We start from the raw sequence: 26,269 nt of genomic DNA on the forward strand, positions 1-26,269 counted from the left end.
CTGCACAAAATGAAACTCAAATTAAATTGAATGATAGTCTAGTTAAAACTTATGTGGATATCAATGACACTCAATATAAGGCGATTAAGAAAAGTGCACCTATCATGGAAGAACTTCACTTAGCCATCAAGGATTCTGTTCAATCAAGTGCGTTGAATAGAAGATTAAGATTATTTTTTGAAAATAAATACAATGAAAAGCAACTGATTATCACCTTAAAACTGGAACGACATATGAAAGGGACTAATTCTACTTTTGAATTAGATTACAGTATAGATGCCGATAAATCTCTTAGTTTTGATTCGGTTGAAGACTATATAGCTTACCAAAAAAGGATTGATAGTCTTTTATTTAAAAATCTTAAAGTGAAAGACACAATCATAAAAAAGAAAAACAAAGAATAATTTGATTCTAGTTTTAAATAAACAAAAACCCCTTTCCACATAAGTGAAAAGGGGTTTTTTAGATATTATTTGATTTCCTTACCATTTTTGTCATAAAAATGATATTCAAGATATGTGTAAGCATCTCTAGGTAAAACTTTTACCCATTTTTTATGTTCTAAAAACCATTTAGAACGTACTGATGGAAACCCTTTGGTTAAAAAGGCTGCTATAAATGGATGCGCATTAAGCGTAATCTTCTTATAGTCTTTTTTGAAAAGCCTTTCGAGGTCTTGGGTAATCTTTTGAATCACAATTATTGGTGCTTCAATTTCTCCTCCTACTGCTCCGTTAGGGTTTTCTTCTTTTGTTTTAATATTGCGTTCTGGGCGAACACGCTGTCTGGTAATTTGTATCAAACCAAACTTACTAGGTGGCAAAATCTTATGTTTTGCCTTATCATCTTTCATTTCGTCACGAAGATGATTGTACAATTTTTTTCGATTCTCTGCTCTTCCCATATCAATAAAATCGACAACGATAATGCCTCCCATATCACGTAAACGTAACTGACGAGCAATTTCTGAAGCAGAAATTAAATTGACTTCCAGAGCAGTGTCTTCTTGATTTTTTTCTTTGTTAGATCTGTTTCCGCTATTCACATCAATCACATGCATCGCTTCGGTATGTTCTATTACCAAATAAGCGCCTTTTGCCATCGACACTGTGCGACCGAAAGAGGTTTTAATTTGACGTTCTATACCATACTTTTCATATAGTGGCACGCCATTTTTATACATCTTTACTATGGATTCTTTAGCAGGTGCAATCTCTTGCACGTAATCTTTAATCTGTCCATAAAGCACTTCGTCATCTACTGTAATGCTCGAGAATGAATCATCAAAAATATCTCTTAAAATAGAAGATGCTTTGTTCATTTCACTCAAAACCTTACTAGGATGATGCGCTTTATTTAATTTTTTACACATTGCTGTCCATCTATTCAGCAAGTTCTGTAAATCTTTGTCGAGTTCGGCAACTTTCTTGCCTTCTGCGACTGTACGAATGATAACACCAAACCCTTTAGGCGTAATACTCTTGACCAATCGTTTTAAGCGATCTTTCTCTTCTTTCGATTCAATTTTTTGTGAAATTGAAATACGATCAGAAAATGGTACTAAGACAATATAACGACCAGCAATAGACAACTCGCTACTAATACGAGGGCCTTTGGTTGAAATTGGTTCTTTTACAATTTGTACTAATAGAGATTGATTTGATTTTAAAACATTGGCAATACTGCCGTTTTTATCAATATCTTTCTCAAACTGAAAATTTTTCAGTAAAAAATCGGTATGTCTACCTGTGCTTACACGTTTAACGAATTTTAAAAGAGAAGGTAATTTTGGTCCTAAATCATGATAATGCAAAAACGCATCCTTTTCATAACCTACATTTACAAATGCAGCGTTTAGACCAGGAACAGCTTTTCGTATTTTGGCAATAAATATATCACCAACCGAGAAGTTGTTATCATCTTCATCTTTGTGTAACTCGATAAGTTTTCCATCTTTTAATAAGGCAAAATCAACAATATCAGAACTCGATCTTATAATCAATTCTTTTTCCATGTTGTTCATTTTAATCCATCCCGATTCATTTCGAGATAGATGGATGTTATTTTATTTTGACACAGGATATTTAATCCAGCAAATTCATGTATTACGATGGTAAATCGTAATAAAACTCATAAATTTTATATCAAAGAACGTTGTTTTTTAAATTAAGAAAAGTAGTTAAAAAACTACTTTTCTTAATTTATTTCTTTTTGTGACGATTAGCGCGTCTACGTTTTTTACGCTTATGCGTCGCTACCTTGTGTCTTTTTCTTTTTTTACCACTTGGCATAAATAAGTCTTTTTTAAATTAATATTTGTTTTAATGTTTTAGTTTACTTCAACGTTAGTCTTAACACCTTCAACAAATACTTTAGCAGGTTTAAATGCAGGTATGTTGTGAGCAGGTATTTTTATTGTTGTGTTTTTTGAAATGTTACGACCAGTTTTTTCTGCTCTAGTTTTTACGATAAAACTTCCGAAACCTCTTAGGTATACGTTATCTCCACCTTCTAAAGATGATTTAACTTCTTCCATGAATGTTTCTACTGTTGCTTGTACATCTCCTTTTTCAATTCCTAGTTTGTCAGAAATTTTCGCTACTATATCAGCTTTTGTCATTGTTATTAATTTTTAGGGTTATCTATTAATTATAAGGGATGCAAATATAGGTAATTTAATTTCAATATTTCAAGCGTAATTAATTAAAATTTAACCTTGTAAAGATTTATTTTTGTAAAAATTAAGCCTTTTAAATGAATTTTACCGAAATTTTAACACATTGGTACTCAGTCAATAAGAGAAGTCTACCATGGAGAACAACTAAAAATCCGTATCACATTTGGTTGTCTGAAATAATCATGCAACAAACACAGATTACACAAGGATTACCGTATTATGAAGCTTTTGTTAACCGTTTCCCATCTGTTTTTGACCTTGCAAATGCCAATGAACAGGACGTTTTAAAGCTTTGGCAAGGCTTAGGCTATTATTCTAGAGCTAGAAATTTGCACACCTCTGCAAAATACATTGCTAATGTATTAGGCGGAGAATTTCCAAATACCTATACTGAAATAGTAAAACTCAAAGGTGTAGGCGATTATACAGCTAGCGCCATCGCTTCGATCTGTTTTAATGAACCTCACGCAGTTGTTGATGGTAATGTATATAGAGTATTGTCGCGCTATTTTGGTATTGATACACCAATCAACTCGACAAAAGGTATCAAAGAATTTAAAAAACTAGCGACGAGCTTAATTGATAGTAAACATCCTGGAGATTATAACCAAGCCGTTATGGAGTTTGGCGCTACGCAGTGCAAACCTAAAAGTCCATACTGTATCGTTTGTCCGCTCAACACTAGTTGTATTGCGATTCAAAAAGGAAAAGTAGATGAGCTTCCTGTTAAACTTAAGAAAACAAAAGTGACAAAAAAGCACTTCAACTTTTTGGTCATTATATCTGAAGACAACAACATAATTTTTGAAAAAAGAACATCTAAAGGCATTTGGCAAAATTTATATCAATTTCCTCTTGTTGAAACTAAAAGTGCATTAACTTCCGAAGTATTTGAAAGTAATCCAGGTATTAAATCTCTTTTTAACGGTTCGAAGTTCACATACAGCCTATATAATACAAATGAGCTCGTTCACAAATTATCACATCAACATTTATATACCAAATTCTGGATTATCGAAGTTAAGAAGCTTCCTAAAAAGGGCATATCAATTTCAGAATTAAAAACCTATCCCACCTCAATATTAATTAGCAATTTTATAGACAGGTTCGATTTCTGATTTTAGAGAACTCATAAATTTTTCATACTTTTAATAATCAGACTTTAAAATGATTAATTTTGTAGTCTTAAACAATAGAAACTATGTCAGGAACATTAAATAAAGTAATGCTTATAGGGCATTTGGGCGATGAAGTAAAGATGCATTATTTTGATGGTGGTAATTGCGTTGGTCGTTTTCCATTAGCAACAAACGAAACCTACACGAACAAACAAACTAATGAACGCGTTACAAATACCGAATGGCATAACATTGTGGTTCGTAATAAAGCTGCTGAAATTTGTGAAAAATACCTCTCAAAAGGTGACAAAGTCTATATTGAAGGGCGTTTAAAAACAAGAAAATGGCAAGATGACAAAGGTGCAGATCGTTATTCGACCGAAATTCAATGCACCGATTTCACGTTCCTATCAACTAAGAATGAAAATCAAGGTGGAGTAACACCAGCTTCTAACCCTCAGCAAGCTACCCAACAACCATCTAATACATCTGTTTCCGAACCTATAGCCGAAGATAATGATGATCTTCCGTTTTAAATAAATCAAACTTAAATTATTTACTTTGGATCCTGAACCCTCGAGTTTAATAATGACAATGCTTACAGTAAACGTATCGCTCGTTTCTGGGCTTATATTACTTTTTATTTTACTACTGTGTTCTGCATTGATTTCGGGTGCTGAAGTAGCCTTTTTTTCGCTAACAAAATCTGATATAGATACAGGTCTAGAAGAAAACCCTAGAAAGTTTACTATTATTTCAAAATTATTAGAGCGGCCTAAAAAACTTTTAGCAACAATACTAGTTGCCAATAACTTTATCAATATTGGCATTGTAATTCTGTTTGCCTATCTAGGTGAAACATTGTTTAAAGATATAGAGATTACTTGGGTTCGATTTCTATTGGAAGTTGTTGTTATCACCTTTTTGATATTATTATTTGGTGAAATTGTCCCTAAAATTTATGCGAGTAGAAATCGTGTTAAGTTTTCGACATTTATGGCAATCCCGTTAAAGTTTTTGGATGTTATTTTTTCTCCAATCAGTTTACCAATGCGCCATTTAACCTTATCCATTCATAAAAAACTAGGGAAACAAAAATCAAATCTAAGTGTTGATCAACTGTCTCAAGCTTTAGAATTAACATCTGAGGGAGACACAACAGATGAAGAGCAAAAAATATTAGAAGGTATTGTATCCTTTGGAAATACTGATACAAAACAAGTCATGCGACCGAGAATGGATATTTTTGCTCTAAACGAAGACTTGAAGTATGATGAAATTATTCCTGAGGTCATCAAAAATGGCTATTCTAGAATTCCAGTATACAAAGACAGTATAGACAATGTTACAGGTATTTTATATATCAAAGATCTATTACCACATATTGAACGCAAACAATTTGATTGGACCACCTTACTTCGCGAACCATTCTTTGTTCCTGAAAACAAAAAACTTGATGACTTAATGGTTGAGTTTCAAGAGAAGAAAGTGCATCTAGCAGTAGTAGTAGATGAGTATGGTGGCACCTCAGGTGTAGTGTCTTTAGAGGATGTTATCGAAGAGATTGTAGGAGATATAAGTGATGAATTTGACGATGATGATGTCATCTACACAAAAATTGATGATCAAAATTATTCGTTTGAAGGAAAAACCACTTTAAAAGATTTTTATCGAATAGTCAAGGTTAAAGACGAGGCCGACTTTGAAGAGAACAAGGGTGAAGCTGAAACTATCGCAGGGTTTGTTTTAGAGATTTCTGGAGTATTTCCTAGACCACGAAATAAAATAAATTTTAAAAACTACGTTTTTACTATTGAAGCTATTGACAATAAACGAATCAAACAAATCAAGTTTACTATCTTAGACTAAACTTGTATATTATTTATGATTATTAAAAAATTATGTATTCCATTACTAGCTGCAGTTTGTTTTTCTTGCGGAAATGATCCGCTACCAAAACCTAAAGCCATGTTAAGACTGGACTATAAAAAACCAGAGTATTCAAAAGTGGATGTGCGTTTACCTTTTACCTTTGAAAAGAATATCAACGCCGACAAAATTTCTAATATTAAGTTAGACGGTATCAATAACTTTTATGGTGTAGATATTAACTATCCATCTATGAAAGGCACTATCTATCTTACCTATAAAAAGGTTAACGCTACTAATCTGGATACGTTATTAAGAGATGCGCAAACGCTAACGCAGAAACATACTATAAAGGCCGATGAGATAGAAAGTATTATTTATGAAAACCCAGAGCAAAGCGTATTTGGAATGTTTTATGAAGTTGGAGGAAATGCTGCTTCACAATCTCAATTTTATGTCACAGATAGTATTAATCACTTTTTAAGTGGTTCTTTGTACTTTTATACTGAACCTAATTACGATTCTATTTATCCTGCTGCTGTGTATTTAAAAAATGACATTAAACGCATTATGGAATCCATAGAATGGAAGGAATGAAAAACATAAAAAAAAGCCTATCAAAATTGATAGGCTTTTTTTTATGTATTAGATAGATACTAAATCGATTATTCGTTAATAACCCATTCACCACTACTTTTAATCATCGAGAATTCTTCAGTTGAATTACCAGGTGCCCAAGTTGCAACAGTAACAACATATTTTTGTCCTTCTTCTGCAGAAGGGTTTAAATTATCTAGTACAATATTTAAAGCAGTAACGATCATTTCATCAGTCCAGTTAGTACTTCCTCCAGTTCTATTAAAGTTACCAAAATTATCTAAGTTTTCTGCTGCTGCTTCAAATCCTTCAACAGCTATTAATTCTGAAGCAACTAATGTATAGTCACTACCTGTTAAGGTATATCTAATAGTATTGTCTGGAATCCAAACACCATTCTCAAGACCAAACTGTAAAGACGAGATGCTTGGTGACCAGCTTCCACCATTAAACGTGTATAAGTTTCCTTTAGTTACTGTTCCTATTCCACTTCCACCAAAGAATCTGTAGATGATGAATAATTCATCTTCTTCTTGTGCAAATGGGTAGTTAATACCTAACCATTGTGGTAAATAGTTGCTAGGTAAAACAGAACCACTAAAATTATTGAAAGCTCCTGGTTGCCCAGAATTTTCACCCATAGAATCATAATCTGCAGTAGTTAAATAGTAAACTCCGCCGACATCATCCCACTCTCCTTCTGAATACCTGTAGTATGCATTTTTAGTTTCAGTATCTCCAGAGAAACCTGTTGTTCTAACAGCAAAATCTTGAACTCTCCATCTTGGCGAATCAGAATCTGTAGAGCTATATTTTAAAGCAACATGTACAGTTTGTCCATCGTATGCTGTAAAATCAAAATCTTCTGAAGTTGTCATATCTCCAAAAATTGTTTTATCAAAAGCTATTGCTGTCCATGCTGCAGCCATAGGATCTCCACCTGTAGTATAATCTGTAGATACTAATATATCAAATAATGCGATATCACCTAAGAAATCTATTTCTTGGGTAATTTGAAAAGATAAACCTGAAATTCCAGATAAATCTACCTCAGGAGAAATAAGCCACTCTTCTGTAGCATTGGCTCCACCTGAAAATCCAGATCCTTCTGCATAAGAAGGTTGGTCTCTCCACCCTAAGTTATCATCCATTCCTTCTAATCCATCATCTAGAACCTCTATAAGTTCAAAATCACCAAAGTTTGTTGGAAATGCAGCACCATAAACACTTGCTAAACCAACTTCTGGTTGTCCAGTAAATTCATTGTATGATAATCTTACAACTTGTCCTTCTGCAGGAGTTGCAAATTCTGAAGCCAAAACACCTTCTAAAGCAACTTCAACATCTTCACCAGGTAAAAACGCATTACTGTTACTCGTTGGGTAATCAGTATTCCCAAGATTATAAACGTCGGCATTTACAAAAGCACTAACATCTTCTGGGTTTCCATCATTTAAATTAAAACTCACAGTTACCGATGAACCAGTACCCCAAAATGGGTATCTATCTGCTAAAAACGGAGGTAAAATCACTTTTGCATCTTCTAAATCAGCAAACGCTTCAAATGTTTCATAGTAATCTGGTTCTTCATCTTCTCCTTGTTCTACAAGAGCAGCATAATCATCTGACGACAATGTAAATGCATCATTTCCGATTATCGGATTATCTTGATTAGCGAGATCATTATTAATATCTTCTACAGGATTACACCCTGTAAAGATTGCGCCTATAAAGGCTAATACATAAACTATTCTTTTCATTGTTTTGTTTTTTTAAAATTTAAGTTGTGCTCCTACACTAAATGTTCTACCAAAACCATAGTAAACTAAAGCTGTTTCAGCATTTGAACCTGAGCCATCTAAAGCATCTGCTATATATTCTGTATTAAATATATTATTTATTCTAGCTACAAGAGACGCATCAAACTCTCCAAACGAGAAACCGTGAGTAATAGCAGCATCAAATACACCATAAGAAGGTACTTCCCATGGATCTGGAGCACCTTGTGTTCCTCTATCACTTGGATCAAAATCTGCATACAAACGATCAAAATAGTTATAATCTATAGATAATCTCGTATTTATTCCAAATCTATAATTAACACCTAATGCCATTGTAGTTTGAGCAGCATCACCTACAGGTGTATCTTCAATAAATAAATTTACTGTATCTACTACTTCTTGCTCTTCATTTAAAATGTTAACTCCTGTAACATCTTCTTCCCATCTCCAATCTCCAAGAGATGCCATACCTGTGATGTCTAATTTATCCGTTGCTTTGTATACAAAGTCAATTTCAATACCTTGGTGAATTGCATTTACACCTAAAATGTTAGCAAATCCTGTTTCGTCTTCACTTAATTGGAAAGACAATGTTTCTGTTCTATCTCTCCAAGCAGTTCTATATAAGTTAACATTAGCAGACAAACGTTCGCCTCTAAAACCATAACCTATTTCATAACTTGTGATTTTTTGATTTTCGGCATTTTTATTAATCTCATCATTGTTAAAGTTAGGGAAAACTGCGTCAAAATCAGCTGCTTTTTCAAAGTATCCTATGTTTACAAATACATTATGGTTCATATCGATACGATAGTTAGCACCACCTTTTGCTCCATAACCAAAAAAGTTGAAACGATCTGTTTCTTGTAGAGGATCTCCGTTTAAGTAATTAAAGTAATCTTTTCTCTTGTAAGATGTGTTCGATGCGTTTAATGATATGAATGTATTGAAATTTTCATTTACATCATATTCTAACTGAGCAAATGCACCTAACCAACCTACTATTCCATCGTTATTATAAGCTACTTTATCACCTACTCTTGCGATACCTGTTGGATTATTAACGTTATCCTCATTAATTATAAATTGACCTCCTAATAGATCGGTAACTTCTCTAAAGTGTTTTCCTGTATAACTTCTCCAGTCTAATCCGGCTAAAAGCACTAAGTCATCAGTTAAATCTGATTTCAATGTAGATAAAATTCCATACCAATTGTGGTCGTTACGAGAAGCTCTTAAAGCAGCATTAGAACCGTTAGCTCCATTTGCAATATTTTCATCAACGATACGATCAAAATCTAAAGGACCAAATTCTCCAATACGATAATCTGCACTTGTAAATTTAAATCTTCCATCATTTTCAAATCCTGGAGCGTCAGCATCACTACCTAGAGTTCCACCTCCACCACCAGTACCAAAAGATGCGTAGGCAGCTGTCGAGATGCTAGTTTTATCATTAAGATCCCAATAGTGGTTTAAAGAGATTTGAGGTTTGTGATAAAAGTTATCTTCTATAGACGTTAGCTGACCATTCTTAAAGCCCCAATCTGAGTTGTATTTAATTCCGTCTTCACTTTGTCTATACGTGTCAATTAAATGTCTGTTTTGTCTTTGACCGTGACGTTGTTTTGCACCAAAAGCCGTAAACGATAACTTATGTTGATCGTTGATCTCTTTAGATACGTTAACAAAATAAGAAACAGCATTAAAAGGTGTTCCTTGCACATAACCATCTCCATCAGTCTTAGCAGCTGAAACTGTAGCAGCAAAACCATTTTCCATTAGACCTGTAGAATACGTTATTCCAAATTTTCTATACCCGTCATTACCAAGTGTTGTCATGATGTTTCCACCAGCTTCAGCATCGGTTGTTTTAGTTAAGATATTGATAGTACCACCAACTGAAGGTACAGCAACTCTAGCAGCACCAAGACCTCTTTGTACTTGCATTGAACTCGTCACATCACCTAATCCTGCCCAGTTACTCCAGAAAACACGACCATTTTCCATATCGTTTACTGGCACACCGTTAATCATTACAGCAACATTCTCAGAGTTAAATCCACGTAAGTTAATACGACCATCTCCAAAACCACCACCAGCTTTTGTAGCATATACACCAGGTGTAGATTTTAAGACTTCAGGAAATTCTTGAGTTCCTAATTTTAATTGGATATCTGCAGCTCTAACTGTTGACACGGCAACAGGCGTTTTTCTGTCTACTGCTACAGACGCAATAATTTGCACCTCTTGTAAGCCTACTTCACTTGAGACAAGAGTAATTGTTCCAAGATCCATATCTCCAGAGAAAGCAATTGTTTGCGAGTTGTAACCAACAAACGTAATTACTAATTCTCCCGATGAAGCTTGAGTTTTAAGGGTGAAATTTCCATCAAAATCGGTATTAGTACCATTAGACGTCCCCTTTTCAATGATATTTGCTCCAGGTAATGGTTCGTTCATATCTGAACCGACTAACTTACCTGTAATTGTGCTTTGTGAAAAAGCAATTGTAGTGCACAATAAAGCTACAAATACCAATAAACATTTTGAAATTTTTTTCATTGTTTAAGAATTATTTAGAGTTTTAAATTTGCGGCAAAAGTACGTTCAATAGGAACATACTGTATTACCAAAATGTTAAGAATTTTTAACTGTTAAAATTACTTAAAATTTCTTAAAAATTTAACATTTAGCTTACACTAAGTCAACAAGTATTTAACAACTCTATCTTATATCTTGGTAGTGTTTAATGAGGTTTTGAGTAGATTCGTCATGATTGTTAATAACATTCGCACTTTGAAGTTCTGTTAAAATTGTATTTGCGAGCTGCTTTCCAAGTTCAACACCAAATTGATCGTAGCTGAAAATATTCCATATAATTCCTTGAACAAATATTTTATGTTCATACATGGCAATTAATTTTCCAAGGCTTTGAGGTGTTAACTTTTCTATGAGAATAGTAGTGGTTGGTTTGTTACCTTCAAATATTTTAAAAGGTATCAACTCTTTCATTTTTTCTTCGGAAAGCCCTTGAGATTGTAATTCTTCTTCTACAACATCTTTAGACTTACCATTCATCAAGGCTTCAGTTTGAGCAAAGAAGTTAGACATTAGTTTGTCTTGGTGATCTTGATTTCCATGCAATGATTTGGCAAAACCTATAAACTCTGCCGGAATTAATTTTGTTCCTTGATGTATTAGTTGAAAAAACGCATGTTGAGAATTAGTTCCTGGCTCACCCCATATTATGGTTCCTGTTTGATAATCTATCGCATCACCATTTCGATCAACGCTTTTACCGTTACTTTCCATAATACCCTGCTGAAGATAGGTAGCAAATTGATTCAAATACTGCGAATACGGAATTACTGCTTCACTTTCAGCATTGAAAAAGTTATTATACCACACACTTAAAAGCGCTGTAATGACTGGAATGTTTTTATCAAACGTTTCCGTTTTAAAATGTGTGTCCATTTTATGTGCGCCAAGAAGTAATTGATCAAAGTTATCATAGCCTACAGCTAGACTTATAGACAATCCAACGGCGCTCCACAACGAAAAACGACCCCCTACCCAATTCCACATTGGGAATATATTGTTTTCATCAATACCAAAGGCTTTTACTTTTTCAATATTGGTAGATACTGCAACAAAATGTTTAGACACAGCATCTTGAGGCGATTCCTTTAAAAACCATTCTCTAATTGTATTGGCATTAGATAATGTTTCTTGTGTCGTAAATGTTTTAGAAACAATTACAAATAGTGTGGTTTCTGGATTTAATTTTTTAATGATTTCATTGACATGATCACCATCAACATTACTCACAAAATGAGTGTTAAGATGGTTTTTATAATACGATAATGAATCGACAACCATAGCTGGTCCCAAATCAGATCCACCTATACCGATATTGACAACATCTGTAAATGGTTTGTTGGAATAACTTTTAAGGTCACCATTAATTATTTGATTTGAGAAGGTTTTTATTTTTTGTTTAACCTCAAAAATTTCAGGGATAACATTTTCACCATTTACAAAAACCTGAGCACTTTCAGGTGCTCTCAAAGCTGTATGTAAGACTTCACGTCCTTCAGTTTGATTGATTACATCTCCTCCAAAATATTTCTGCATGGCATCCTTCAATCCAACTTCATTGGCTAGCTCCAGTAACAAGCTTATCGTTTCTTTGGACACACGATGTTTAGAATAATCAACAAAAAAATCTTCCCAACTCACGGTCATATCATGTGCACGATTATGATGTTTAGCAAATAAGGCTTTAAGATGTGTATTTTCTATGGTTTTGAAATGTGCACTTAGCTTACTCCAAGCGACTGTTGTGGTAGGGTTGACTGTTTGTAATGCCATTATTGTATTTTCGACGTTAGTACTTCGTCTTCGGTTGGTAATTCAATTTTATTATCTTCAAACTGTATATTGTCCAACTGAGATTTTAAAGGTTTGATAAATTCGGTATAATTTGCCTTAAGAGAATCTGGAATAGATTCTGCTGCAGGCAATTTCTCTCTAAAAGGATCGACTTGTTTTCCATTTTTCCAAAATCGATAACACACGTGAGGTCCACCTGTATTACCTGTCATACCAACCCATCCAATCACATCACCTTGTTTTACAAAATCACCTTTTCTAACATTTTGTGCTTTCATATGTAAGTATTGTGTGCTGTAAGTTCCATTATGTTTGATCTTAACGAATTTACCATTTCCACCACGTCTTGTAGATTCGGTTACGGTTCCATTTGCAGTGGCTAGAATAGGAGTTCCTATTGGAGCCGCAAAATCGGTACCTCGATGTGGTCGTAATTTATAACCATAGTATTTGATGCGACGATTTAGGTTATAACGTGAGGAGATTCGACTAAACTGCACAGGAGCTTTTAAAAATGTTCGTCTTAAACTCTTTGTATTTTCATCAAAATAATCTGAAATTTGTTTCATACTATCCACCTGAAAATTAAATGCATAAAATGGCTCACTCTTATGCTCAAAATAGGCGGCATCAATACTTTCTATACCTGCATAAATGGTGTCTTCAATAAAGCGTTGATTATACACTATTTTAAAACGATCTCCTTTTTGAAGTCTAAAGAAATCAATAGTCCAAGCATATATATCACTCATATCATTTATTAATTGATATGGCAACCCTTGAGCTTCCATTGTTTCAGACAAGTTATTCATCACAACTCCAGAGGCCTCTTTTTGTACAATTGTAATGGGTTTTTTGCCTTTATAAGCAACTACAGAGTCTGTCATTTTAATGACTACGTAATCAATACTATTGGGCTGGTATATAAAGCACTCTGGTGTTTGAAGCGAATCTTTAGCACAAAAGAGTGTATAAGGCTTACCTATTTTTAATTTTCCTATATCAAATGAATCCTTAATTTTTTCAGCAATATTGAAGATTCTTGGGTAACCAATATGATTACGCTCTAAGATTTCGCCAAAACTATCCCCTTTTTTGATCGTATCTCTTTTAACGATGTAATTGTCGAGCACTAAACCAAACTCTTTTAAAGGTTCAGGCTCTACATAAGTTTGTAATTGATCTAACTCTGGTTTTTTCTCGTCTTCTTTACATGAAAAAAAACCAATACAAATAAAAAGTGCTATTAATAATTGTTTTGGTTGCATTAAGCTAATGGTATTATATGTTTTCTCCCCAGTTTTCTAATTCTTTTTCGCTCCAAAGTTCAGGAAAAAAAATACGCTTTTGGTATTTTGGGTGCATATATTTTTTCCAGTCACTTCCACCCGTGGCTTCACCATCTCCTGTTCCACTTTCTATATAGTGTTTTGCAGCATTATAATGTGCCATAACCCAGGTAATATTTACAGTGTAATCAAAATGCCTCATAGCCTTGACTAAATCTGCGTCCTGTTGATCTTCTTTTGGAAGTTCTTTAAAACGAGACCATAGATTTTTAGTGTTATAGGTTTGCATAAAACGAATGAAATCACCTTTGTATCGTTTTTCAAAATTAACTAAGAGTGTTGATTTTTTACCTGTTTTATAATCTTTCCCTGCTGCTTGCCAATACAGGTGTTCAAAGGCATGTTCAAAAGGTGTATTACGATCTATGGTTTTCCTAAATCTGTAATCAATCAAGTTTATTAATTCTGTTGAAGCAAACTCAATCATTCGATACTGTGCACTTTGAAATCCGCTCGCTGGCGTAAGCGTATATCGAAATTTCATGTATTGCTCAATTTCCATACCTTCACGCATGATATTGAAGGATGTAGTTAGCATATCAAAATAGCGACTAACACGCATAATTTTATTTTCAAAAAATTCAACATTAAGGTTTTCTTTTTCTGCAACCTGTTGAATTTCCCAAAGGATCATTTTAAAGATCAATTCATTGATTTGATGGTAAGCAATAAAAACCATCTCATCAGGAAGTGTTGTTCGCTGTATTTGAAGGTTCAAAAGGGCATCTGTTTGTATATAGTCCCAATATGTAATAGGCTTGCTATAAAGCAAGCCGTAAAGGTGATCGTCTGTATCTTGATCTATTTTAGTATACTTCTCTTGAAGCTGTTTTATGATATCGTCAAAATGTTGTGTGTCATCCATGTTAGTTAGTCAAATTGAATAGGAAAGTAATGTTTTAATCCTTTATAATCTTCAAGGTCTGCTCTTAATGAACCTACGGCTAGATCTGCTTTAATCTTTAAAGGGATTTTATTTTCATCTGCACTTACCCAAAGTGTTAAACTTTCCTGTTCTTTAAATACACGTCCAGCCATAACATATGGTCTAAACTTTAATGTTTTAATTTTTCCAAATTTTGTTTTAATAGTTTCTCTTCCTAAAAATTTAAGCTTGAAATTATAATTTTCTTCATCAAAAAACATATTGAGTGTTACTACCTCGCCTATTTTAATGTTTTTAGTGTCATAATTATTTCTTAAATAGTAAAATGCAGATACCATATCTTGAACATCTTGTTCTGTAGCTATAGTCTTTTTCGTTTTATGCTTTTTATTTTCGACTTGGGCTTCTTTTTTATTTTGATTGAATTTGATCTCTATGTCTTTGGTGTGACCTCCTTCATCAATTTTTCTAATAAACTTGTATGGAACTCCGGTTTCCTTGTCAAAATAACTTTCGTACCTGTCTTTTACTTTGAAAAACCACTTAATAGCACCAGTTGTCCAGCCTTTCCCAACAACATGGTATACAGGCTTTCCATTTAACTTTGTTTCTTTAAGTGACAATGTTGCGTTTCCTGCTTTTAGGAATCCACTGTAGCTCATTCTAAATTTGAACCATTCACCATCTTTGAATGCACTTTTCTTTTGGGCAGTAGAAGTTTGCAAACAAAATAGAACGCCAATTATAAGTAGTAAGTTTCTCATCATATATAGTATTGTAAATGTAACTTTCAGTATCACATTTTATTGTTCGTAATGAAGAATTACAATTACTATTCCAAAAATAAAAATTTTATTGAAACCATTATAAACAAAGGTGTTATACTTCTGTTAGAATTTAAAATATAAACGCCATCCCAAATGGACAGCGTTTATATAATTGTTGTTTATAACGTTCCTCTTTTTGCTTGTTCTCTCTCAATGGATTCAAACAAAGCTTTAAAATTACCTGCGCCAAAACCTTGTGCTCCCATACGTTGAATGATTTCGAAAAACAATGTTGGTCTATCTTCTACAGGCTTAGTGAAAATTTGAAGTAAATAACCTTCTTCATCAGCATCTACAAGAATAGAGAGTTTTTGAAGTTCTTTTATATCTTCTTTCATCATGTCCATATGCACTCCCAATCGTTCGGGAATCATATCGTAATATGATTGTGGTGGAGGTGGTAAAAACTCAACACCTCTAGCTTTAAGTTGGGCTACTGTTTTTATAATATCATCTGTTGCGACAGCTATGTGCTGAACTCCAGAATCTTCATAAAAATCTAAATATTCTTCTATTTGAGATTTCTTTGCCGCTTTAGCTGGTTCATTAATTGGGAATTTGATTCGTCCATTACCATTACTCATCACTTTACTCATCAACGCAGAATATTCGGTATGGATTTGTTTATCATCAAAGGATAGGAAATTCACAAATCCCATAACATCTTCATACCATTTTACCCAAGTATTCATTTGTCCCCAACCAACATTACCTACCATATGATCTATGTATTTTAGTCCAACAGGTTCTGGATTATAATCTGATTCCCATTTTTGGAACCCTGGCATAAATATACCATTGTAGTTTTTACGTTCAACGAACATATGTACGGTTTCACCATAGGTATATATTCCTGCTCTAACAACTTCTCCAAACTCGTCGGTTTCTACTACAGGTTCCATGTAAGACTTCGCTCCTCTTTTGGTAGTTTCTTCATAAGACTTTCTAGCATCATCGACCCAGAGTGCTACTACTTTTACACCATCGCCATGCTTAACAATATGATCATTAATTGGAGATTTACTATTTAGAGGTGTTGTTAATACCAATCGTATCTTATCTTGTTTAAGTACATAACTCACAGAATCTTTTGAGCCTGTTTCTAAGCCTTTATAAGCATGGGATTGAAATCCAAATGCCGTTTTGTAGAAATGAGCAGATTGTTTTGCATTTCCAACATAAAACTCAACATAATCAGTTCCTAGTAGTGGTAAAAAATCTTGTGCGTCTTCAAAGATCTTTTCTAATCCGTAATTGACACTTTTTACTTCTTTTGCCATAATATTTATTTTAATGTTCTAACCAAGATTTAAAATAATCTTCGTCTGCTATTTTTAAAGCTTCTTCTGTTACTTGTAGTGGTTTAAATGTATCTACCATAACAGCGAGCTCATCTGTTTTTATTTTTCCTATACTGCGTTCTGTAGCTCCAGGATGTGGTCCATGAGGAATACCAGCAGGATGCAAACTAATATGACCTGCATCAATATCATTTCTACTCATAAAATCACCGTCAACATAATACAACACCTCATCACTATCTATATTACTGTGATTATATGGTGCTGGAATACTCTCTGGATGATAATCGTACAAACGCGGCACAAAACTACATACTACAAAGGCATCTGTTTCAAAAGTTTGATGCACTGGAGGTGGTTGATGAATACGACCAGTGATAGGCTCAAAGTCATGAATTGAAAAGGCATAAGGATAGTTATAACCATCATAACCCACCACATCAAATGGATGCGATGCGTAAACCATTTCAAATATATCGTCTTGTTTTTTAACCTTCATAAGAAACTCTCCTGTTTCATTATAAGTTTCGAGTTCTTGCGGCTGTCGTAAATCACGTTCGCAAAACGGAGAATGTTCTAGTAATTGTCCAAACCAATTTCTATAGCGTTTTGGCGTATAAATTGGTCGGCGTGACTCTACAATAAATAACCTATTGTCTTCGGTATCAAAATCCATCTTGTAAATAATTCCTCTAGGAACCACAAGATAATCACCATATTTAAAATCGAGATTCCCAAGATGTGTTCTCAACTTTCCTGTTCCTTTATGAACAAAAATAAGCTCATCTGCATCAGAGTTTTTATAGAAATAATCAGTTGTTGATTGTTTTGGAGCAGCTAAAATTATAGTACAATCACTATTGGTTAATACTGCTTTTCTGCTCTCTAGATAATCATTTTCAGGTTGGACTTGAAATCCTCTAAAACGATAGGATTGTATATGATTTGCTTTTGCAATTTTTGGAGCAACACTATACTGTTTTTTTATTGCTTTTACCTGTGTTGGTCGTTGTTCGTGATAACTATTGGTTGACATTCCGTCAAACCCAATGGTGCCAAATAATTGTTCAGCATATAAGCTTCCATCTTCTTTTCTAAATTGAACATGGCGCTTAGATGGGATTTTTCCTAATTTATGATAAAAAGGCATACATATTTATATTAAATAATTGAAATTAAAAGTTTGAATTTGCTCAACTCAAAACATTTTGACTTGACATAAAGATACAAATATGTGTGCTTATTCAGGGTTTCTCTTGATAAGAAAATGAAGATAACTTAATAAATCTTTGAAGAATAGATTTGACATGTTTCAAATATCGTGAAATTTCTCAATATTCTAAAACCAAAAGCCAATATTAAAGTACCAAACACTTTTTCGTTGTTCTGGTGAATAACTAAATTTTGCTTGAACAGGTCCTAAAAATGTTTCAATACCATAACCAATACCATAACCCCTATAATCTGGTAGAGTAAACCATTCGCCTGATTCAAAAATGTCATTATCCACATTAGCCCAATTAGCTTCTAAAGTGATATGATGCTTATTAACTATTTCATAATCTGCGCATGCATAAGCTTTAACATAGCTATTACCTGTTAACGAAATAAAGTCATAGCCTAAGAATGGAATAAAATTATTGATCAAGTTATTGCCATAACCACCTAGAGCAAAATCTAAAGTTTGTGTTGAATTGTCTCCAAATTTAAATCCTCCACTGGTTTGAAGATTGATACTTAACTTATCTGAAATACTAAAGGCATAACCTATATCTGCCTTGACAATTGAAAACTCGTCAAAACCTTTATTAAAGTCTGAAGCAAAAAGATAGGTATGAAAATCGCCATTAAAATAAACACCACTGGACGGGTAGTACCTATTGTCATAAGTATCTAATATGAGTGCTCCAAAGATGCTGAAATAGTCGGTGTTCTCAAATTCAAATTCGTCGGTTTCGGTATCAATTGTTATTGTTTCAGACTTAATATTAAGGCGTTTGTGCTCAGCACCAATGCTCAATGCAAAGTCCTTTCTAAATAAAGTTTGTAAATAAAATTGATTGGTTTGATCACGCAATTCAACATCAAGTTTATTTATTCCGGTAGCGGTAATTTGAGCATTGTCTAATAATAATTCGGCATTGATATTTTTTTCAAATTGATTGTATCGTGATCGCAAACCAATACTCCAATAAAACCCCTTATCGATAAGATACTCAAAATTATATCGCACATTATCTCCTAGAATGATATCTAAAGAGGCAATATCATTATCAAAAAGTAATTGTTTCTTGGTAAGATTAGCTAATGCCGCACTTTTGTATAAATCATCATAATGAATACCTAACTTTAAAAACGTAGTGACCTTACTTTCTTCAAGTGTAGCGTGTAAATCATACCCTTCTTTACTTCTAGATTTTTTAAAATCATACTGGAATGCATCAAAATTATTGGTCGCCACAAGGTTATTTACACCTCTATCAAAATTTGAATAACTCACTTTCTCATTGGCTTTAAGTTTTAGCTTCCCTAAGATATAAGAGCGTGTGTATTTTTTATTCCCTTTTAAATAAATATCATTGATGGCAATACTATCTTTAAGAACAATCTTTAGACCTCGTGTAGTATCTTCATCAGACTTTTTTGGTAGTTGAGATAACTGATCTAATTGTGTTAAAGCTGCAAGTTTTCCATTTTCTATAATTTTTTCCCCTTCACTAAATGATACGACGGTAAAATCTTTGATATCTGGTTTAATATAAACATCTGTCTTTTTAGACTTCAATTTCATATCATTTATTGTTCTAAAATTATTAATCTGCAATAATACATCAGGAGCCGATGTCATTTCTTCGCGAGTAGCTAAACCATCTTGCACATCAACGCCAATAATGATATCCATACCTTTGGCTCTAAGCTCGTCAATAGGATAGTTATTCGCAACGCCTCCATCGATAAGTAATTGACCATTAATGTTAACGGGTTGGAATAATGACGGAAAAGCGCCACTAGCTGTAATACATAAGGGCAAGCTCCCAGAATCTAGCATCACTTGCTCTCCAGTTTCTATATTAGTAGCAATGCAAAAAAACGGAATTGGTAAATTATCAAAATCATCAACCTCACTAACATGAAGTGTGAGTTTTGACAACAAATTAAATACATTTTGACCTCTGGATAGCGCTGAAGGCAGTTTGAGTTTAAAATTGTTAAATGGCAATGCTACAGCATACTTTTCAGTATTATCGCGCTCATAGAAGGTCTTTGCCGAACGCGGAAGATTATCATTGATGACTTTCTCAAAATCTAAGTCTCTAAAAATAGAATCTAATTGTTTACCAGAATATCCAGCTGAATAAAGCGACCCAACAATTGCTCCCATACTTGTTCCTGCAACATAATCTACCTTAATCCCTAGACTATCAATAACCTTTAGCACACCAATATGCGCAAATCCTTTTGCACCACCTCCACTTAAGACCAAACCTATTTTTGGTTTGTCTGTTTTGTAATTGACTTGTGCTTTCATAGAAAACGTCAAACACAATATAAATATGATAACAACTATGCGCTTCACTTCTTACTGTAATAATCTATTATTTTTTGAGCTCTAGATAAGCCAACTACTTTTTCTAAATCTTCTTTTTTGGCTTCGGAAATTCGCTTGACCGATTTAAATTGTTTCATCAATGCCACGACCGTTTGCTCTCCTATACCTGGAATGGTTTCCAACTCTGTTGAAAGCGCACTTTTACTTCGTCTATTTCGATGATGCTCAATACCAAAACGATGCGCTTCATTTCTTAATTGTTGAATAATTTTAAGCGTTTCGCTTTTCTTGTCTAAATATAACGGAATTGGATCATCTGGGTAAAATAATTCTTCTAAACGTTTTGCAATTCCGATAATAGCAATTTTCTGCCTCAAATTTAAAGCATCTAAGCTTTTAAGAGCCGATGATAATTGTCCTTTTCCGCCGTCAATAATAATAAGTTGTGGTAATGATTGTTCTTCTTCTAATAAACGTTTGTAACGACGATATACAACCTCTTCCATTGATGCAAAATCGTCAGGACCATCGACCGTTTTAATATTAAAATGTCTATAGTCTTTTTTACTTGGTTTACCATCCTTGAACACAACACAAGCGGCTACTGGATGTGTTCCTTGTATGTTCGAATTATCAAAACATTCGATGTGACGCGGTTCTTCCGACAGGCGTAAATCAGATTTCATTTGTGCCATAATGCGATTAGCATGACGATCTGGATCTATAATTTTAACTTGTTTGAAACGCTCCATACGATAGTACTTTGCATTTCTAAGCGATAAATCTAAAATATGCTTTTTATCTCCCAACTTAGGAACAGTAACTTTTATCTCACCTCCCAAATCAACTTTAAAAGGCACGTAAATTTCCTTAGATTTAGAATTAAAACGCTGTCGTATCTCTGTAATTGATAGTTCTAATAATTCTTTATCTGTTTCGTCTAATTTCTTTTTTATTTCTAAGGTATGTGATCTAATAATACTTCCGTAGGACAATTGTAAAAAATTAATATACGCATAGCTTTCATCACTCATAATACTAAACACATCGACATTGCTAATTTTAGGATTCACAATAGTAGATTTTGCTTGATAGTTTTCTAAAACTTCTATTTTTTCCTTTATTCGTTGTGCTTCCTCAAACTGCATATCTTGAGCCAATTGCTTCATTTGTGTCTTAAACTGAGATAACGAGTCTTTAAAATTTCCTTTTATTATTTCCCGTATTGCAACTATGTTTCTATTGTAACCTTCTTCTGTTTGCAAATTTTCACATGGACCTTTACAATTCCCTAAATGATACTCAAGACAGACTTTATACTTTCCCGCTTCAATTTTTTCTTTAGATAAATTAAAATTACACGTTCGTAATTGATATAAACCTCTAATTAAGTCGAGTAAGGTGTGAACCGTCTTCATACTAGTATAGGGTCCAAAATATTCAGAACCATCTTTAAACACACGTCGTGTTGAAAACACTCTAGGGAAACGTTCTTTTTTTATACAAATCCAAGGATAGGATTTATCATCTTTAAGCAATACATTATAACGTGGTTTGTATTTTTTTATAAGATTGTTTTCTAGTAAAAGTGCATCGGTTTCGGTATCAACAACGATATGTTTAACACTAGCTATTTTTTTTACTAATACTCTCGTCTTTCCATTATCATGTGTTTTCGTAAAATATGAACTCACACGTTTCTTTATATCTTTAGCTTTTCCTACATAAATTAAATTATCATCTGCATCAAAATATTGATATACGCCTGGCTGATGAGGTAAGGTCTTTAATTGAATATCTAACGTAGGTTTTTGCATTACTCAAAGGTAAATGAAAAGCTAATATTGTAAAAATTAAATGCTAACGTATTTTAGTATATTGCAACATCGTTAAATGGGTTTGGTTTTAAGAGTTGCCAAACACCTTAAGCACCTTACATGAATATTGTCATTTTATCTAGAAACCCACATTTATATTCGACCCAACGACTGGTAAAAGAAGGAGAAGCAAGGGGTCATGATATGGAAGTTATTGATCCTCTTAAATGTGATATTATTATTGAAAAAGAAAAACCTACCATTTACTATAAAGATCGCTACTTAGACTATGTAGATGCTATTGTTCCAAGAATAGGAGCTTCGGTTACTTTTTATGGTTGTGCTGTAGTAAGACAATTTGAAATGATGGGTGTATTTACTATTGTAACTTCAGATGCCATTTTACGATCTCGTGACAAATTAAGAAGCTTTCAGCGCTTAAGTAAAGCGGGTATTGGAATGCCAAAAACCGTGTTCACAAATTATTCTCGAGATGTTGAGGAAGTTATCGAACATGTAGGCGGGACTCCAGTGATTATAAAACTTTTAGAGGGCACTCAAGGTTTGGGTGTTGTTTTAGCTGAAACAAAAAATGCAGCAGAATCTGTGCTTGAAGCCTTTAACGGACTTCAGGCCAGAGTCATTGTTCAAGAATATATTAAAGAAGCTAAAGGTGCCGATATTAGAGCATTGGTTGTTGACGGACAAGTAGTAGGTGCTATGAAACGCCAAGGAAAGGAAGGTGAATTTAGATCTAATCTGCATCGTGGTGGAAGTGCTAATATTATTAAATTGAATACAGATGAATTGCGTGTTGCAATGAATGCTTCAAAAGCATTGAAATTACCTGTTTGCGGTGTTGATATGTTACAATCTGAAAGAGGCCCATTACTTTTAGAAGTGAACTCAACACCAGGATTGGAAGGTATAGAAACTGCTACAGAAAAAAATATTGCTAGAGCGATTATAACTTTTATTGAACGCAACAGAAGATAGATGAGCGAAAAAGATATATTAGAAATTTTAGGTGAGGATGTCCCTTTGGGAAAAAGCAAAACAGTAAGTTTTAATGTTGCTAAACTTCACACACAGAATACTATTGATGTTCCTGTTATTATTGAACGTTCAAAAAAACCAGGCCCAACAGTTTTAATTACTGCTGGTATACATGGAGATGAAGTAAATGGTGTAGAAATTGTTAGACAGATTATTGCTAAAGGCATCAATAAACCAAAAAGAGGGACAATTATCTGTGTTCCTGTTATTAATGTTTTTGGTTTCATCCAGATGGATCGTGAATTTCCTGATGGTCGAGATCTAAATCGTGTATTTCCAGGGATTAAAGGTGGTTCGCTAGCCAGTCGCGTTGCTTTTAAATTAGTAACCGAAATTTTACCTCATGCCGATTTGGTAATTGATTTCCATACAGGCGGAGCAGATCGTTTTAATGCAGCACAGATTAGGATTATCAAAGGTGAAAAAAACCTCAAAAAGTTGGCAAAAGTCTTTGGAGCTCCTTTTGTTTTGTACTCTAAGAACCTTAATAAGTCGTTTAGAAATACCTGTTATAAATTAGGCGTCCCTATACTTCTTTTTGAAGGTGGAAAGTCGTTTAATATTGACAATACAATTACAAATACAGGTGTAAATGGTGCGAAACGCGTATTAGATCATTTAGAAATGCTTAATAGCAAGTTTAAAGTCTCGCAACCAAAAAAATCATGTGTATTTATTTCAAATAGTAAATGGATTCGTGCCAATTACTCTGGAATGTTCAAACCCACTGTTAAGATAAATACTCATGTTTTAAAAGGCGATGTTATTGGTCATATCACTGATCCTTATGGTAGTTTTAACCACTTTGTCAAAGCACCAAATGACGGATATATCTTTAATATCAACGAATCTCCAATTATTTATCAAGGTGATGCGATCTTTCATATTTCAACAGCTTTAAAAAATGACTAAAGCCGAATTACGAAAAGCCTATAAACAACTTCGAAAACATCTTTCCGAAGAACAAATTGAAACATTGAGTTTACAAATTGCTAATCAATTGCTCACTTTACCAATTTGGGATCGTGAATTCTATCACCTGTTTCTATCTATTACTGAGCATAATGAAGTTAATACTGAATACATACTCAATATTCTCTCAGGTAAAGACAAAAACATTATCATTTCTAAAAGCAACTTTTCTACGCTTGAAATGTCACACTATTTATTGACCGATGCCACTAAAATCAAAAAAAACAAATGGAACATTCCAGAACCAGTAGATGGAATCCCTATTAATACTTCTTTAATTGATGTGGTATTTATTCCATTACTCGCTTTTGATAATACTGGACATCGTGTAGGCTACGGAAAAGGATTTTATGATGCGTTTCTAGCAACATGCAAACCTGAAACAATAAAGATTGGACTTTCTTTTTTTCAAAGCTCAAAGAAAGAAATTTCTGACGCATTCAAAACTGATGTCAAGTTAGATTATTGTGTAGTCCCTGACAAAATTTATACATTTCTCTAAGTAATTTTTATCGATTAAATGCATAAAAATTAGATTAAATGCATTTTTTTTATATATTGCATTCTTTAACATAAGAATTTAATCCCTAAATCTGATTCTTAACCTACTAATTAATGACGGAATCTGCCCTAAAAGAAAAGCTGATTCCTAATAGTGAATATTGCTATTGGGAGTTGAATGACAATACAAGTTATTGGTCAAAAGCGTTTATCAATAATCTCGGTTACCAACCAAATGATGTTACCATCAAACTCGACTTTTTCTTAAACAATATTATTCATGAGGATTATCGTGCTCATTTTAAAGATAATTTTTACAACCTAGTTAGACATGATGTCGACTTTAAGCAAAATGTCTTGCTGCTAAGTAAAGAAGGAAAATATCTAGAGTATGTATGTAAAACAAATGATGACATCAATATTGATTCAAAAGAAAACTCAAAAACCATTTTCTTTTTCAAATCTAAACTCAATACTCACGAAAAAGTAAGAGGTGGTACGTTTTATTATCATGAGACTGCTATGATGACTTCTACTGGAAGTTGGTATATAGATTTTGAAAAGAAAAAAAGTTATTGGGATCATATCACCCGTAAAATATTAGAGTATCCTGAAGATTTTATTCCATCATTAAAAATGGGATTGAAATTATACGCTAAAGAACATCAAGCATTGGCTAAGACTGTATTTATGGAATGTGGAATGTCTGGAAAACCATTTGATGTTGAAATTTTAATGGTTACGGCACATAATAGAAAATTCTGGGCAAGAGCTATGGGAAAGCCTGTATTTAATGATAGTAAAGAGATTATTGGTTTAAGAGGTGTTTTTCAAGATATTGATGATGTAAAGCAAAAAGAGATCAATCTTGAAAAAACATCGGAAATCATAGCTTCCCAAAATTCTCGATTATTCAATTTTGCACATATAGTGTCTCATAATTTAAGATCTCACTCTAGTAATCTATCGTTAATTGTTCAACTCATCGATGATATGGACAGTATTGAAGAAAAGTTAGAATTAATGGACAACATTAAAGATGTGTCTGACAGTTTAAATACTACAATTGAACATTTAAACGAAGTTGTAACTATTCAAACAAATGCAGACCAACATAGAGAAAAGGTAAATTTTGCTGCAACCTTAAATCAAGTCTGTACTTCAATAAGTCAAATCATATCGACAAACAACGTTACCATACTTCCTGATTTTAGTGAGGTTAAAGACGTAGACTACATTCCAGCTTACATGGATAGTATTTTATTAAACTTATTAACCAACGCCATCAAATATAAGCATGTTGATAGAGATCCTATCATTTCGGTAAAAACATTCGTTGACTTTAAAGATAATGACCGTGTAGTTTTAGAAATTAAAGACAATGGCGCAGGAATAGATATGGAAAAATTTGGCGACAAGGTTTTTGGAATGTATAAAACGTTTCATTATAATAAAGACGCCGTAGGTATTGGTTTATTTATTACTAAAAATCAAATAGAATCTTTAAACGGAGAAATAGACGTCGATAGTATATTGAATGAAGGCACTACATTTACCATTAAATTTTAATAGA

21 protein-coding genes are annotated in these 26,269 nt (G+C 33.4%); 9 read left to right on the top strand and 12 right to left on the bottom strand.

The genetic code is table 11. From position 1 onward, the window contains the following. The first annotated feature begins 26 nt into the window (after positions 1-26). A complete protein-coding gene (locus Q0783_RS02750) occupies positions 27-404 on the top strand; it encodes a hypothetical protein (RefSeq protein ID WP_298893095.1) in 378 nt (125 codons plus the stop codon). A gap of 65 nt (positions 405-469) precedes the next feature. Here the strand turns inward: Q0783_RS02750 and Q0783_RS02755 are convergent, their stop codons facing one another. Together Q0783_RS02755 and Q0783_RS02760 are read right to left on the bottom strand one after the other, a co-directional pair. Beyond that, positions 470-2,014: a ribonuclease E/G gene (locus tag Q0783_RS02755; RefSeq protein WP_298893097.1), complete on the bottom strand. Its 1,545-nt coding sequence runs from the start codon at positions 2,012-2,014 to the stop codon at positions 470-472. 315 nt (positions 2,015-2,329) lie between these two features. Further along, positions 2,330-2,620 (bottom strand): HU family DNA-binding protein, encoded by a 291-nt coding sequence (locus Q0783_RS02760; RefSeq protein WP_028870804.1) that lies wholly within the window; start codon positions 2,618-2,620, stop codon positions 2,330-2,332. Between the two features lie 134 nt (positions 2,621-2,754). Between Q0783_RS02760 and mutY the strand changes: the two genes are divergently transcribed. The 4 genes from mutY (at position 2,755) to gldD (ending at position 6,261) form a co-directional block, all read left to right on the top strand. After that, entirely contained in the window at positions 2,755-3,795 is a 1,041-nt protein-coding gene (mutY, locus tag Q0783_RS02765; protein WP_298893121.1) for an A/G-specific adenine glycosylase, read from the top strand. An 83-nt stretch (positions 3,796-3,878) separates the two neighbouring features. Beyond that, positions 3,879-4,331 carry a single-stranded DNA-binding protein gene (gene ssb / locus Q0783_RS02770; protein WP_298893123.1) on the top strand — a complete coding sequence of 151 codons (453 nt, stop codon included), beginning with the start codon at positions 3,879-3,881 and terminating at the stop codon, positions 4,329-4,331. A gap of 25 nt (positions 4,332-4,356) precedes the next feature. Continuing rightward, the gene (locus tag Q0783_RS02775; RefSeq protein WP_298893126.1) at positions 4,357-5,664 is read left to right on the top strand and encodes a gliding motility-associated protein GldE; all 1,308 of its coding nucleotides are present in this window, start codon (positions 4,357-4,359) and stop codon (positions 5,662-5,664) included. A 15-nt stretch (positions 5,665-5,679) separates the two neighbouring features. Beyond that, a complete protein-coding gene (gene gldD / locus Q0783_RS02780) occupies positions 5,680-6,261 on the top strand; it encodes a gliding motility lipoprotein GldD (RefSeq protein WP_298893128.1) in 582 nt (193 codons plus the stop codon). 68 nt (positions 6,262-6,329) lie between these two features. Here the strand turns inward: gldD and Q0783_RS02785 are convergent, their stop codons facing one another. The 10 genes from Q0783_RS02785 to uvrC form a co-directional block, all read right to left on the bottom strand. Further along, on the bottom strand, positions 6,330-8,021 hold the full coding sequence (locus Q0783_RS02785; protein ID WP_298893130.1) for a choice-of-anchor J domain-containing protein: 1,692 nt from the start codon (positions 8,019-8,021) through the stop codon (positions 6,330-6,332). A 12-nt stretch (positions 8,022-8,033) separates the two neighbouring features. After that, positions 8,034-10,607 (bottom strand): carboxypeptidase-like regulatory domain-containing protein, encoded by a 2,574-nt coding sequence (locus Q0783_RS02790; protein ID WP_298893131.1) that lies wholly within the window; start codon positions 10,605-10,607, stop codon positions 8,034-8,036. Positions 10,608-10,769: 162 nt separating this feature from the next. Then, a complete protein-coding gene (gene pgi, locus Q0783_RS02795) occupies positions 10,770-12,416 on the bottom strand; it encodes a glucose-6-phosphate isomerase (RefSeq protein ID WP_298893133.1) in 1,647 nt (548 codons plus the stop codon). Next, entirely contained in the window at positions 12,416-13,705 is a 1,290-nt protein-coding gene (locus tag Q0783_RS02800) for a M23 family metallopeptidase (protein ID WP_298893135.1), read from the bottom strand. The genes pgi and Q0783_RS02800 overlap by 1 nt, the downstream gene beginning before the upstream one ends. A 13-nt stretch (positions 13,706-13,718) precedes the next feature. Further along, on the bottom strand, positions 13,719-14,651 hold the full coding sequence (locus tag Q0783_RS02805) for a tryptophan 2,3-dioxygenase family protein (RefSeq protein WP_298893137.1): 933 nt from the start codon (positions 14,649-14,651) through the stop codon (positions 13,719-13,721). A 5-nt stretch (positions 14,652-14,656) separates the two neighbouring features. Then, a complete protein-coding gene (locus Q0783_RS02810) occupies positions 14,657-15,436 on the bottom strand; it encodes a DUF3108 domain-containing protein (protein WP_298893139.1) in 780 nt (259 codons plus the stop codon). A 182-nt stretch (positions 15,437-15,618) separates the two neighbouring features. After that, the gene (hppD, locus tag Q0783_RS02815) at positions 15,619-16,779 is read right to left on the bottom strand and encodes a 4-hydroxyphenylpyruvate dioxygenase (protein WP_298893141.1); all 1,161 of its coding nucleotides are present in this window, start codon (positions 16,777-16,779) and stop codon (positions 15,619-15,621) included. 10 nt (positions 16,780-16,789) lie between these two features. Next, positions 16,790-17,950: a homogentisate 1,2-dioxygenase gene (locus tag Q0783_RS02820; protein WP_298754179.1), complete on the bottom strand. Its 1,161-nt coding sequence runs from the start codon at positions 17,948-17,950 to the stop codon at positions 16,790-16,792. Between the two features lie 189 nt (positions 17,951-18,139). After that, complete coding sequence (locus tag Q0783_RS02825) at positions 18,140-20,329, bottom strand: patatin-like phospholipase family protein (RefSeq protein ID WP_298893143.1); 2,190 nt, start codon at positions 20,327-20,329, stop codon at positions 18,140-18,142. A 44-nt stretch (positions 20,330-20,373) separates the two neighbouring features. Continuing rightward, complete coding sequence (uvrC, locus tag Q0783_RS02830; RefSeq protein WP_298893145.1) at positions 20,374-22,167, bottom strand: excinuclease ABC subunit UvrC; 1,794 nt, start codon at positions 22,165-22,167, stop codon at positions 20,374-20,376. A 120-nt stretch (positions 22,168-22,287) separates the two neighbouring features. Here uvrC and rimK point away from each other — a divergent pair, with 120 nt between their 5' ends. The 4 genes from rimK (at position 22,288) to Q0783_RS02850 (ending at position 26,265) form a co-directional block, all read left to right on the top strand. Continuing rightward, the gene (gene rimK / locus Q0783_RS02835) at positions 22,288-23,163 is read left to right on the top strand and encodes a 30S ribosomal protein S6--L-glutamate ligase (protein ID WP_298893147.1); all 876 of its coding nucleotides are present in this window, start codon (positions 22,288-22,290) and stop codon (positions 23,161-23,163) included. Further along, positions 23,164-24,135, top strand: a complete 972-nt coding sequence (locus tag Q0783_RS02840) for a succinylglutamate desuccinylase/aspartoacylase family protein (protein ID WP_230934324.1) — start codon at positions 23,164-23,166, stop codon at positions 24,133-24,135. It abuts the gene before it with no gap. Further along, positions 24,128-24,697 (top strand): 5-formyltetrahydrofolate cyclo-ligase, encoded by a 570-nt coding sequence (locus tag Q0783_RS02845; RefSeq protein WP_298893149.1) that lies wholly within the window; start codon positions 24,128-24,130, stop codon positions 24,695-24,697. The genes Q0783_RS02840 and Q0783_RS02845 overlap by 8 nt, the downstream gene beginning before the upstream one ends. A gap of 113 nt (positions 24,698-24,810) precedes the next feature. Continuing rightward, positions 24,811-26,265 (top strand): PAS domain-containing sensor histidine kinase, encoded by a 1,455-nt coding sequence (locus Q0783_RS02850; RefSeq protein ID WP_298893150.1) that lies wholly within the window; start codon positions 24,811-24,813, stop codon positions 26,263-26,265. Positions 26,266-26,269: the final 4 nt, after the last annotated feature.

It is taken from the genome of uncultured Psychroserpens sp. (genome assembly GCF_947500255.1).
GTDB lineage: Bacteria > Bacteroidota > Bacteroidia > Flavobacteriales > Flavobacteriaceae > Psychroserpens.